We start from the raw sequence: 12,656 nt of genomic DNA on the forward strand, positions 1-12,656 counted from the left end.
GCTCACCGCACCGTCACCGCGCTCGAGGCGCCGTCACGGCACGCTCAGGCCGTCACCGTCTCCCGCTGCGCGGCCTTCCCGGACGCCCGCTCGCCGAGCTGCTCCGTCGGGACCTTGACCGTCTCGCGGGCCGAGAGGGCGGCCACGACCGGCGGCACGCACAGGGCCGCCGTGAACAGGGCGACCGCCGACCAGTCGTCGCCGTTCGGGCCGGCGATCTGCGCGGCGAAGGTGACCGCGAAACCGGCGACCGCGAAGCCGATCTGGGTACCGATGGCCATGCCGGAGAGCCGGACCCGGGTGGAGAACATCTCGCCGTAGAAGGACGGCCACACACCGTTCGCGGCGCTGTACACCACACCGAAGGTGACGATGCCCAGCAGCAGGGTCAGCGGGTAGGAGCCGGTCGAGATCGACCACAGGTACAGGAACATCATCACCGCGCTGCCGGCCGCGCCGACCAGGAACACCGGGCGGCGGCCGATGCGGTCCGACAGCGTGGCCCACAGCGGGATCGCGCCGAGCGCGACCAGGTTGGCGAGGGCGCCCACCCACAGCATGGAGGACTTGCTCATCCCGACCGAGTCGCTCGTGGCGTACGACAGCGCCCACACCGTGAAGATCGTGCTGACCGAGGCGACCAGCGCACCGCCGATGACCCGCAGCACGTCCGCCCAGTGCTCGCGCATCAGCACCACCAGCGGCAGCTTGACGACACCCTCGGTGGCGGCCTGCTGCTCGAAGGCAGGTGTCTCCTTCAGCTTGCGGCGGATGACGTAGCCGACGACGGCGACCGCGATGCTCATCCAGAACGGGACCCGCCACCCCCACGACAGCAGCTGCTCCTCCGGGAGTGCGGCGACCGGGATGAAGACCAGGGTGGCCAGCAGCTGCCCGCCCTGGGTGCCGCTCAGCGTGAAGCTGGTGAAGAAGCCGCGCCGGTCGGGCGGCGCGTGTTCCAGGGTCATCGAGTTGGCGCTGGCCTGCTCACCGGCCGCCGAGATGCCCTGCAGCACACGGCACAGCACCAGCAGGACCGGCGCCAGGGTGCCGACCTGGTCGCGCGTCGGCAGGCAGCCGATGAGGAACGTCGACACGCCCATCAGGATCAGCGTGAAGACCATGATCTTCTTACGGCCGAGGCGGTCGCCGAAGTGACCGAGGAACAGTGCGCCGACCGGCCGGGCGGCGTAGGCGACGCCGAAGGTGGCCAGTGACAGCAGGGTGGCGGTCGCCGGGTCGGACTCGTCGAAGAAGACCTCGGGGAAGATCAGCGCGGCCGCGCTGCCGTAGATGAAGAAGTCGTAGTACTCCAGGGCGCTGCCGATCCAGGCAGCCATGGCCGCTTTCCTCGGCTGGCCGGCGGGGGTGTCGGGGACGGACACAGGGGTGCTCCTTCGAGGGAACTCCACCATACGGGGAGTGCGTGGCGAGAAAGAGGCGCCGGATCCCTGGGGTGACGGGTCGGCCGCGCCGGGAGCTACCCGGCTAATTAACCCACTGGATAGTTAGTAGCGGATGGCTACGGATGTTGCGCCGACGTTTCCCGGGTGTCAAGAGGTCATGCCGAAGGATCTTGTGGTGCGAGGTGGCCGGATCTGGCCGGGTCAGTCCTCGGCGCGCGGTGCCGTCAGGTACGCGATCACCATGTCGCCGAGCAACGCGCGGTAGTACTCGCGGCGGGCCGGGTCCACCAGGTCACGGCCGAACAGGGCGCCGAAGGTGTGCCGGTTGGAGACCCGGAAGAAGCAGTAGGAGCTGATCATCGCGTGCAGGTCGACGGCGTCGACGTCGGCCGTGAACAGGCCGGACTTCTGGCCCGACTCCAGGATCCGGCGGATCACGTCCAGGGCCGGCGAGCCGATCTTGCCGAGCTTCTCGGAGGCGGCGATGTGCTCGGCCCCGTGGATGTTCTCGATGCTGACCAGGCGGATGAAGTCCGGGTGCTGCTCGTGGTGGTCGAAGGTCAGCTCTGCGAGCCGGCGGATGGCCGCGACCGGGTCCAGATGCTCGACGTCGAGTTGCTGCTCGGCCTCCCGGATCACGCCGTACGCCCGCTCCAGCACGGCCGTGAACAACTGCTCCTTGCCGCCGAAGTAGTAGTAGATCATCCGCTTCGTGGTGCGGGTGCGGGCGGCGATCTCGTCGACGCGGGCGCCGTCGTAGCCGGCGCGGGCGAACTCCTGCGTCGCGACGTCGAGGATCTCGGCCTGGGTGCGGGCGGCGTCACGGATTCGCCCGTTCGTTCGTGCCGGCTCTTCGACGCTGGTCATCGGGTTCCTTCGACGAGGGCGAGCGCGCCCCGGTGGCCCACCCGTGTGCCGGTGATTCTAGAAGCCCTCCGGCCTCGTGTGTCGGGTCAGGCCTTCCCAACCTCTGCCCTCGCCTGCTATGACTAACTCACCAGTTCGTACATTAGTGAGCCGCTCAGGAGGTCCCCCGGTGGCCAAGGACGCCAAGGACTCGTATCTCGTCGGGCTGATCGGTTCCGGCATCGGCCCCTCGCTCAGCCCGGCGCTGCACGAGCGGGAGGCCGACCGACAGGGCCTGCGCTATCTGTACCGGCTCATCGACATCGACACGCTCGGCGTCCCGCCCGAGGCGGTGGGCGACCTCGTACGGGGCGCCCGTGACCTGGGCTTCGACGGGCTCAACATCACGCACCCGTGCAAGCAGCTCGTCATCGAGCACCTGGACGCCCTCGCCCCGCAGGCCGAGGCGCTGGGCGCGGTCAACACCGTCGTCTTCGAGGACGGCCGGGCCGTCGGCCACAACACGGACGTCACCGGCTTCGCCGCGTCCTTCGCGCGCGGGCTGCCCGACGTACCGCTGGAGCGGGTCGTGCAGCTGGGCGCGGGAGGTGCGGGCGCGGCCGTCGCGCACGCCATGCTGACGCTGGGTGCCGAGCGGGTGACCGTCGTCGACGCGCTGACCGACCGGGCCGCCGGCCTCGCCGCCGCCCTGAACCGGCACTTCGGCCCCGGCCGGGCCGTCGGCGCCGCCCTGGACGCGCTCCCGGCGTTGATGAGCCAGGCCGACGGTCTCGTGCACGCCACTCCCACCGGCATGGCCGCCCACCCGGGGCTGCCCCTCCCTGCCGAGCTGCTGCATCCCGGGTTGTGGGTTGCCGAGGTCGTCTACCGACCGCTGGAGACCGAACTGCTCCGCACCGCCAGAGGGCTCGGCTGCGCCACTCTCGACGGCGGCGGCATGGCCGTCTTCCAGGCGGTGGACGCGTTCCGCCTGTTCACCGGGCGCGAGCCCGACAGCGCACGCATGCTCGCGGACATCACCGAGCTTGCGGGCGCGGTGGGGACCCCGAGGTAGGAGAGACAGGAAAGAAGCAGGAAGAGGTATCGGCATGCGTACGTCCATAGCCACCGTCTCCCTCAGCGGGTCCCTCACCGAGAAGCTCACGGCCGCCTCCCGGGCCGGCTTCGACGGTGTGGAGATCTTCGAGAACGACCTGCTGGCCAGCCCCCTCACCCCCGAGGAGATCCGCGGCCGCTGTGCCGACCTCGGCCTGACCATCGACCTCTACCAGCCGATGCGGGACATCGAGGCCGTGCCCTCCGACGAGTTCGGACGCAATCTGCGCCGGGCCCGGCACAAGTTCGAGCTGATGCGGCGGCTCGGCGCCGACACCGTCCTCGTCTGCTCCAGCGTCCACCCGCTGGCCGTGGACGACGACGCGCTCGCCGCGTACCACCTGCGTCAACTCGCCGATCTGGCCCAGGACTTCGGGATCCGCGTCGCCTACGAGGCGCTCGCCTGGGGACGGCACGTCAGCACGTACGACCACGCCTGGCGCATCGTCGAGGCCGCCGACCACCCCGCGCTCGGCACCTGCCTGGACAGTTTCCACATCCTCTCCCGCGGCAGCGAACCCAAGAGCCTCGAAGGCATCGCGGACATCCCCGGCGAGAAGATCTTCTTCCTCCAGCTCGCCGACGCCCCGCTGCTCGCCATGGACGTCCTGCAGTGGAGCCGCCACTACCGCTGCTTCCCGGGGCAGGGCGGATTCGACGTGGCGGATCTCGTACGCCGTGTCCTGCAGACGGGCTACGACGGTCCGCTGTCCCTCGAAGTCTTCAACGACGTCTTCCGCCAGGCCGAGGCCGGCCCGACCGCCGTCGACGCCCACCGCTCCCTGCTGGTTCTCCAGGACGCGGTCGGCGTGTCGACACCGCCCGCCCCCGTCGTCCCCACCGGCGTGGCCTTCGCCGAACTGGTCACGCCCGACGCCGAGCCGATCTCGGCGCTGCTCGGCGCCCTGGGCTTCACCCGCACCGCACGGCACCGCAGCAAGCCGGTCGACCTCTGGCAGCAGGGCGAGGCCCGCGTCCTGGTCAACACCGCGGGCGCGGCACGCCGCGACGGCACCGGCCTCGCCGCGATCGGCCTGGAGTCACCGGACCCGGCCGCCGCGGCCCGCCGCGCCGAGGCCCTGCTGGCACCCGTCCTGCCACGCCGTCGTGCCCTGGAGGACGCCCCGCTGGACGCGGTGGAGGCACCCGACGGCACGGAACTGTTCTTCTGCGCCACCGATCGCCCCGAACTGCCCAACTGGCGCACCGACTTCACGGACGTCGGACACGAGTCCGGCACCCCGGGCGTGATGGGCATCGATCACCTCGCCCTCGTCCAGCCCTGGCACCACTTCGACGAGGCCACCCTCTTCCACCGCAGCGTCCTCGGCCTGCACGCCCAGGAGAGCGTCGATGTCGCCGACCCGTACGGTCTGATGCGCAGTCGCGCCGTCACCAACGCCGACGGCAGCGTGCGCATCGCCCTGAGCGTCGGTGCGGCGCCCACCGACGACACCGTGCACGCCCAGCACATCGCACTGGCCACGGACGACGTGGTCGGGGCGGCCCGCCGCTTCCGGGAAGCGGGCGGGCGTGTGCTGCCGATCCCGGGCAACTACTACGACGACCTGGCCGCCCGGTACGAGTTCGCGGACGGCGAGCTGGAGACGTACCGCGAACTGGGCATCCTCTACGACCGCGACCCGCACGGCGAGTTCCGGCACTGCTACACCGTGACGGTCGGCCGAGTCTTCTTCGAACTCGTGCAGCGGGACGGCTACCGGGGATACGGCGCCCAGAACGCTCCGGTGCGGCTGGCCGCCCAGCATGCCGGGCGGCCGGTCCGGTGAACGGGCCTACTGGCGACTGACGGTCCGGGTCACGCCGGCGATGACGGTCGTGGCCAGGATCCAGCCGGTGAGGATGAGGACGTACGACAGCCATTGCTGCCCGCCCTGCGGGGCGAAGGCCGGCTCCTGCCCGAAGGAGATCACCGGCAGCAGCAGGTCGAGCGTGTAGAAGACCGGGTTGAACTGCGGTGCCTCGTCCGCCTTCAGCGGCGGGGGCGCGTGCAGCGCGAACGAGACGGAGCCGACGGCGAGCAGGGACAGCAGCCAGCCGAGCGCGCGCATCGGTCGGAAGCCGTAGCCGACGGTGGCGTCCTGGACGTGGCCCCACATGCGGCCGTACCAGGGCAGGGTGGTGCGGTGCCGGCGCTGCTTGGCGAGCTGGACGAGGCGGGCCGCGTTGTCGTCACCGATCCGGCGGTACACGGCGGTCAACTGCTCGTAGGCATAGGGGACATAGCCGTCGACCTCGCGCTCCAGCATCGGCAGGCGGCGCTCGGCGGGCTCGTGCGGGGTGAGGGTCGTATAGCCGAGGCCGTCGAGACGGACCTTGTCGGGAAGCTTCTCCGGCTCCACGAACAGGACGTCCACCTGGGCCCGGCGCAGGTTGAGACCGCCGTCCAGCGGATCACCCCGGCGCAGCCACAGCTCTCCGACGCTGCAACTGGTCGCCCGCAGCGTCATGTCGCCCGGGTTGGACAGGCGGGCGTAGGACAGATCGAGGCGACCCGCGATGCGGGCGCCGCGCAGCCCTATCCACCCGTCGACTTCCACGCGTCGCAGCAGGACGTCGCCGTCCACACCGAGTGTCACCGCGTCGAGGGCGAGCCGGCCAGGGCGGCTGAGCCGTGCCCCGTCCAGATTGATCGACCCCGAGACATGCGCGCCGTTGAGCCGTATCTCGCCGGTGGCCCTCAGCCCGGTGGCCGACAGTTCGTCGCCGATCGCCGCCTGGGTGAGCTTGAGCACGGGCTCGCCCTCGTCCCGTGCGGTGAGTTCGGCCCGCTCCATCAACAGGGCACCCGAGATCTGGGCCCCGCTGAGGTGCACCGGCCCGTTGATGCGGCATTCCGTCAACCGGACCACGCCCTCGACCCGCGCGCCGCCGAGGTCCAGGGCGGGCAGCACGGAGCCGCGCAGACTGAGCCTGCGCAGCTGCGCGTTGTAGAGATCGGGCAGGCCGGTGAAGTAGCAGTGAGCCAGACGGATCGGGTGGTCGACGACGCCGTGTGTGAGGTCGAGTCCGCCGGTGATCCGGGCGCCCAGGACCCTGAGCGCGGCGATCTCGCCGTCCTCCTGGGGCGCGCTGACGAGTAAGGCCTTCAGCACCGACGCGCGCAGTGTGCGTTCCGGGCCCCAGTCGGCTCCCGTTGCCGCGTCCTCTCCCGCGTCGGGGCGGAAGTCCACGACCTCCCCGCGCGGGAAGGCGTTCCATACCTGCAGTTCGGCCGGCGTCAGATCGTTGATCTCCATCAGCCGGGACTCTGACGCCGGCCGCCGAACCTGTCAACTCGCCCTCGGGTGGTTGAGGATGAACCGCCCGTCTGCCCGCAGGATCGTTCAGGCAGAACCGCCCGTGGGCCGCACCGCCCGCCACGGCGCGAACGCGCTCGCCCCGCGCGGCAGCAGCGCCGCCAGCTCCGGGCAGTGCCGCAGGATCACGGAGTTCATGCCGCCCCGCTCGACCCAGTCGATACCGAGCGGCGTGTACACCTCGGGCCGGTAGTCGACGTTGAGGAAGCGGTCGGACTGCAGGCGCCGGCTCGCCATCAGGATGAAGATCCGGAACGCGGTGTCGCTGAAGCCGAACCCGGTCGGCGGATTCTCCCCGAACAGGCCCACGACGGTGTCGATCTCGTCGACCGACCGGTAGACCTCCTTCAGCCGGGCCAGCGTCTGCGCGTTCTCCGTCAGCTCCTCGAAGGAGCGGATGCGCGGCTTGTGCAGTCCCTCGCGGAAGTCGTTGTAGCGGGGCACGCCACGCCGCCGCGTCCGCACCAGGTCCACCACCGACAGGTCGATGATCTCGCCCTCGCGCTCGAACTGCTGCAGCGAACGCGGGAAGTTGTGGAGCGTGATCGCGCCGGGGTGGGCGATGCCGAACGAGTACAGCGTGTTCGCCAGCCCCGTCTTGCGGATCCGCGTCTCCGCCGCGCCGCCCTGGATCTCCTGGAAGCCCACCGTCTCCAGTCGCTGCCCGAAGTGGTGCTCGCGCAGCTCGAAGTCGTCCGGGATCAGCGGGTGCATGCGGTAGACGGTGACGAAGTCCTCGGTCAGGGAGTACGGGGCCGCGTGGTGGTCCGGCAGGGTCTTCGGGATGCCGGTCAGGGAGTGCGACTCGAACAGCCACAGGCCCAGCTGGTCGAGCCACTTCTTCGGCGGGCCCTCCCAGTTGGTGTGCAGGGCGATGTCGATCGCCTCGGTCGCGAGGATCGCCGGCGTCCACTCCACCGTGTGGATCTTCGCGATCAGCGCCGAGACCACCAGACGGGCCGTCTGGTAGATCCGCTCCTCGCTCATCGTCGGATACTCGCCGCGCAGCGCGGCACACACCGCGTTGTGCTCCCGGGCGAACAGCGTGTGCATGGCACTGAGGCCCATCCACCAGCTCTCGCTGAAGCCGGTCAGCGGAATCCCGCCGTTGGTGCCCGTGGGCAAGTGCCCGTCCTCCAGGCGGAGTTCGGCGCGGCCGTCGGCCTCGCGCAGGAAGCGGGCCGTCTGCTCGTCGGCGCCGTACACCTCGGAGCCGTCCCACCAGTGCGAGGCGGTGTTGGCGAACAGGATCGGCGGCCTGCCCGGCACCTCGACGCCCTCGTTCTCCGCGAACCGCATGACGTTCTCGCCGGGCCCGCCGGGCGTGTTCCGCCACGGCCCGCTCCCGGGCGGCAACGGCACCTCGACACTGCGCTCGCCGGGCTTGTGACGACGGTGGTTGACCCAGTCGTGCACCTGGAACTGGATCCAGGCCGCGGCCAGCACGTTCAGCGAGGTCGCGGGCAGGAAGCTCTCGCGGTACAGGAGCCGCCGGCTGACCGTCACCGGGTTCGGGGTGTCGAAGAGATCGGGACGGTAGTCGGGTCGCAGATTGCGGCCGAAGGCCGACCCGACGGCGCCCATCCGCGGGGCCGACAGATCGTTGTACGTCCCGTCGTACGACCGCTCGCCGCGCAGCCGCTCCGGGATCGGCTCCGGCACCCGCTGGGCCCGCGGCGGGGCCTCGTGCGCCTCGGTGTCGATCAGGTTCAGGCGGCGCAGTACCTTGCGCAGGAACACCAGGTTCAGCAGGCTCAGCCGCACCGGCAGCCGGTGCCAGGGAACGTACCGGTTGAGCAGCGCGAACGCCGCCTCCATCGGACGGCGCAGCACCCGGTTGCGCAACGGTTCCCCGGTGACGAACCGCAGGCCGAGCCGGTGCGCGCTCGACGCCTGGTACGCCGCCTTGCGGGCCCGGTTGATGTTGCCGAGCGGCCGGAACTCCTCGGTCGTGTACCAGGGGTTGAAGGCGATGTCCTCGATCTGTCGGGCGATCACATGTGCCTCGGCGGTGTCCAGGTCCTGGCTCGGGATGGTGAGCCGGGCTATGGGTATCGCGGGTGAGGTGCCGTCCTTCCACTCCACCGAGGCGTCCTCGACCGGAGTGCGCCGCTCGTCCACGAAGCGCTGCACGCACAGGTCGTAGCCGACGTCGCCCCGCGCCAGCCGGCGCGCGAACTCGCGGTGCAGGAAGTCCGGGTCCCGGCGGTCCGGCGTGGGCGCGGGCGGGCTGCCCGGCGCGGGACGGAACAGGAACCGCACCGGCCCCGCCTCGCCCCACAGGATCGCGCCGCGGCTCCAATACGTCTCCTGCGCGAGGGAGTCGACGGTGTGCCGTGCCGCCGCCCGGACATTGCGCCGCATCCGGTCGGCGGTCCGCAGCCCCACGGTCAGCGGAAGCCTGACCAGCAGCCCGAAGGCCTTCCGCAGCGGACTCCGGGCCCCTGCCATCGCCTTGGCGAAGGCCACGAACTCCCGGGCGTTCGCGGCATGCGAGACCGGATAGCTCGTCGCCAGCAGATCGTGGCTCTCCTCCTCCGACACCCGCACCCGCACGGCCGCCCCGCGCAGATCGGGCGAGCCGTCGCCCTGCCGGATGCCGCTCGCGTTGGACAGCCGTACGGTCGCCGGGTATTCGGCGCCGGGCTGGGCGAACCCCACGCGCAGGGCCGCCGGGAGGTCGTCGTGGAAGCGCAGCCGCGCGTTCTCCACGGCCACCGGCGCCTTGGCGTGGAAGGCCCGGGCGACCTCGCCGCCCCCGGCCCGCCGGTTCCTGACCTGCACCTCCATCAGCTCGCGGGCCAGCTGCTCGAACACCAGCCGTTCCGCCTGAGGACTGCCGCCTTCGTACCGTTCGTAGCGCTGCTCGTGCTGCCCTGACTCGGCCATCGGTGGTCTTCCTTCGTACGACTGCGTACGGATGCGTACGGGGACAGGGGCCAGCACGCTACCGACGGCCCACGGCACCCACAGCGAGGGTTCGCGTCGATGTGCTCCCGGTCGTTCCGGATGTGAACAATCACGAGGGGAGCGGCGTTCGGGCACGTCCAGCGGGTGCCTCGGGGCGGGCCGACAATCCGTGTCCGTCCCGCCACACCCCAGCATCCCAGCAACCCCACCCGGGCCGCATCCGCAGTGGCCGGGGAACGACGGCCGCCGGTCGTCCGCCGGATTGACGACCCCGGCGGCCGGTGGTGTGCTCACCATCCGCCGACGTTCCGGGGGAGGTCCCACCATGCGGGACGCATACGTCAAAGGGCCCGGCTTCGCCGAGCTGCGCCCGGCCAAGCCACCGACCGACCCGAGCGGTTTCCCGGTCTACCCCGACCTGGTGGACCGGCTCGCCGAGGACAAGCACCAGCCCGACCCCGACGGAGTCGTCCCGCACGTCCTGGCGACCTGCTCGGCTTACGCGTACGCCGGATTCCAGCACCAGGGCGACCCCGAGACCGTGTCCATGATCATGGCGCGGCTCGGCATGGAGGAGAACGCCTGCCGGGTCTTCGAACAGCGCGTGGACGCCCTGTACATCGCCTCCGCCGCCTACCTCGTCCAGGACAAGGACCGCCGGGTCGTCATCCTCGCCTACCGCGGCACCCAGCCCGAGGACATCATCAGCATCCTCACCGACGCCGACGTACGCCCGGAGACGCTCGCCGTCGAACTCCAGGGCCGCCGCCACGAGGTCCACGCCGGCTTCTACCGCAACGTCCGCGCCACCCGTCACCTCGTCGTACGGGCCCTGGAAGGCGCCCTGCGCGGCGAGTCCGTCAACCCCGACGAACAAGGCACCCGGGGCGACGGCCTGGAAGCCCTCTACATCACCGGCCACAGCCTCGGCGGCGCGATGGCCGCGCTCATGGCGGTGACCCTGGTCCACGAACCCCGCTACCGGCACATCACCGACAAGCTCAAGGGCGTCTACACCTTCGGCCAGCCCATGGTCGGCGGCCCCGACCTCGCCCGTGCCTGCACGCAGGCCCCCGGCCCCCTGAGCGACCGGCTGCTGCGCTACATCTTCGACCGGGACGTCGTCCCCGCCCTGCCGCCCCGCCCCGTCGGCCCGTACGCCCCCTTCGGCCGCGAGTTCCACTACCGCAGGCCACGCGGCCTCACCGACACGGCGCTCGCCTTCGCCGCGGACTCGGCGGTCGAGGCGCTGACCCTGCCGGGAGACGTCCTACGGGCCGCCGCGAACCGGGACTGGAGCGATCTGTCCAGGCGTGTCGGAACCCTCCGCCGCCTGCCACGCGGGCAGGCCCAGGGCTGGACCGAGGTGACCGAACCCCATCTGCACTACCCCCAGATGGACACCCTCGCGGGCCTGGCCGTCGTCGCCCCACTGGCCTTCTTCGCCGCCAAGCTCGCCCTCACCCGCACGATCCCCTTCAAGTACTCCTTCGACGACCACGGCCCGGGCCACTACGTCAACGCGCTCGCACCGCCAGGGGTGTTGAGCGAGTTCGGGGACGTGCTGTAGCCCGGGCCCTCGTCGGCCCTACGGCCTGGCGTTCCACTCCGCCACGACCGGACGGCCGTGCTCGGTGGACAGCCGGCTCACCGTCGCGGTCGCCAGCTGGAACAGCCGCCCCTCCGCCGGGGCCAGCCCCAGCCGGCGCGCGGTCAGAACCCGCAGGAAGTGCGCGTGGGCCACGAGGATCACGTCGCCGTCGGGAAGGGCGGCCCCCACGCGGGCGAGCACACGGTCGGCGCGCGCACCCACTTCCGAGGGCGACTCGCCCGGGTGTCCGTCCGGGCCCGGTGGCACCCCGTCGGTCCACAGGTACCAGTCGGGGCGGGTGCGGTGGATGTCCACGGTGGTGACACCCTCGTAGCCGCCGTAGTCCCACTCGTGCAGGTCGGGGTCGGGTACGGCCCCCGTCACACCCGCCAGTTCGGCGGTGCGGACCGCGCGGCCGAGGGGGCTGGTGAGCGCCAGGGCGAAGGTCCGGCCGGACAGGAGCGGGGCGAGGGACTTGGCCTGTTCCTCGCCCTCCCGGGTGAGGGGCAGGTCGGTCCAGCTGGTGTGTTGTCCCGACCTGCTCCACTCCGTCTCACCGTGGCGGACCAGCAGTAGATCCCCCACCGCCGGCTACTTCGACTCGACGGCGTGGCCGCCGAACTGGTTGCGCAGCGCCGCGATCATCTTCATCTGCGGGGAGTCGTCCTGACGGGACGCGAACCGGGCGAACAGCGACGCCGTGATCGCGGGCAGCGGGACCGCGTTGTCGATGGCCGCCTCGACGGTCCACCGGCCCTCGCCGGAGTCCTGCGCGAAGCCCTTCAGCTTCTGCAGGTGCTCGTCCTCGTCCAGGGCGTTCACCGCGAGGTCCAGCAGCCAGGACCGGATGACCGTGCCCTCCTGCCAGGAGCGGAACACCTCGCGGACGTTGTCCACCGAGTTGACCTTCTCCAGCAGCTCCCAGCCCTCGGCGTAGGCCTGCATCATGGCGTACTCGATGCCGTTGTGGACCATCTTGGAGAAGTGCCCGGCGCCGACCCGGCCGGCGTGCACGTAGCCGTACGGCCCCTCCGGCTTGAGCGCCTCGAAGATCGGCTTCAGCCGCTCCACGTGCTCCTTGTCGCCGCCGACCATCAGCGCGTAGCCGTTCTGCAGGCCCCACACACCGCCGGAGACGCCGGCGTCGACGAAGCCGATGCCCTTGACGCCGAGCTCGGCGGCGTGCTTCTCGTCGTCCGTCCAGCGGGAGTTGCCGCCGTCCACCACCGTGTCACCCGGGGACAGCAGATCCCTGAGCTCGTCGACGACGCCCTGGGTGGCGGTGCCGGCCGGGACCATCACCCATACCGTGCGCGGCGCGTCGAGCCGCTGGACCAGCTCTTCGAGGTTCCTGACGTCGGAGACCTCGGGGTTGCGGTCGTAGCCGATGACGGTGTGGCCGGCGCGGCGGATCCGCTCGCGCATGTTGCCGCCCATCTTGCCGAGACCGATGAGACCGAGCTGCAT

At 71.1% G+C, this 12,656-nt stretch carries 9 protein-coding genes; 3 read left to right on the plus strand and 6 right to left on the minus strand.

Annotation, left to right across the window (positions count from 1 at the left end; genetic code table 11):
* Window positions 1-44: 44 nt before the first annotated feature.
* Window positions 45-1,385 carry an MFS transporter gene (locus EJ357_RS39740; protein ID WP_126396512.1) on the minus strand — a complete coding sequence of 447 codons (1,341 nt, stop codon included), beginning with the start codon at window positions 1,383-1,385 and terminating at the stop codon, window positions 45-47.
* A 222-nt stretch (window positions 1,386-1,607) separates the two neighbouring features.
* Entirely contained in the window at window positions 1,608-2,273 is a 666-nt protein-coding gene (locus tag EJ357_RS39745; RefSeq protein WP_126396514.1) for a TetR/AcrR family transcriptional regulator, read from the minus strand.
* A gap of 169 nt (window positions 2,274-2,442) precedes the next feature.
* Here EJ357_RS39745 and EJ357_RS39750 point away from each other — a divergent pair, with 169 nt between their 5' ends.
* Together EJ357_RS39750 and EJ357_RS39755 are read left to right on the plus strand one after the other, a co-directional pair.
* Window positions 2,443-3,327 carry a shikimate dehydrogenase gene (locus EJ357_RS39750; protein WP_126396516.1) on the plus strand — a complete coding sequence of 295 codons (885 nt, stop codon included), beginning with the start codon at window positions 2,443-2,445 and terminating at the stop codon, window positions 3,325-3,327.
* A 34-nt stretch (window positions 3,328-3,361) separates the two neighbouring features.
* Window positions 3,362-5,158 (plus strand): bifunctional sugar phosphate isomerase/epimerase/4-hydroxyphenylpyruvate dioxygenase family protein, encoded by a 1,797-nt coding sequence (locus EJ357_RS39755; protein WP_126396518.1) that lies wholly within the window; start codon window positions 3,362-3,364, stop codon window positions 5,156-5,158.
* A gap of 6 nt (window positions 5,159-5,164) precedes the next feature.
* On the opposite strand, the gene EJ357_RS39760 is transcribed toward EJ357_RS39755, so the two are convergent.
* Together EJ357_RS39760 and EJ357_RS39765 are read right to left on the minus strand one after the other, a co-directional pair.
* Window positions 5,165-6,628: a pentapeptide repeat-containing protein gene (locus EJ357_RS39760; RefSeq protein ID WP_126396520.1), complete on the minus strand. Its 1,464-nt coding sequence runs from the start codon at window positions 6,626-6,628 to the stop codon at window positions 5,165-5,167.
* Between the two features lie 87 nt (window positions 6,629-6,715).
* Entirely contained in the window at window positions 6,716-9,577 is a 2,862-nt protein-coding gene (locus EJ357_RS39765) for a peroxidase family protein (RefSeq protein WP_126396522.1), read from the minus strand.
* A 346-nt stretch (window positions 9,578-9,923) separates the two neighbouring features.
* On the opposite strand from EJ357_RS39765, the gene EJ357_RS39770 reads away from it, so the two are divergent.
* Window positions 9,924-11,168 (plus strand): lipase family protein, encoded by a 1,245-nt coding sequence (locus EJ357_RS39770; protein WP_175647681.1) that lies wholly within the window; start codon window positions 9,924-9,926, stop codon window positions 11,166-11,168.
* Between the two features lie 18 nt (window positions 11,169-11,186).
* Here EJ357_RS39770 and EJ357_RS39775 read toward each other — a convergent pair whose 3' ends face one another.
* On the minus strand, window positions 11,187-11,774 hold the full coding sequence (locus EJ357_RS39775) for a histidine phosphatase family protein (protein ID WP_126396526.1): 588 nt from the start codon (window positions 11,772-11,774) through the stop codon (window positions 11,187-11,189).
* Window positions 11,775-11,780: 6 nt separating this feature from the next.
* Window positions 11,781-12,656, minus strand: a complete 876-nt coding sequence (gnd, locus tag EJ357_RS39780) for a phosphogluconate dehydrogenase (NAD(+)-dependent, decarboxylating) (RefSeq protein WP_126396528.1) — start codon at window positions 12,654-12,656, stop codon at window positions 11,781-11,783.

Origin of the sequence: Streptomyces cyaneochromogenes (assembly GCF_003963535.1) — a bacterium.
GTDB classification, from domain to species: domain Bacteria; phylum Actinomycetota; class Actinomycetes; order Streptomycetales; family Streptomycetaceae; genus Streptomyces; species Streptomyces shaanxiensis.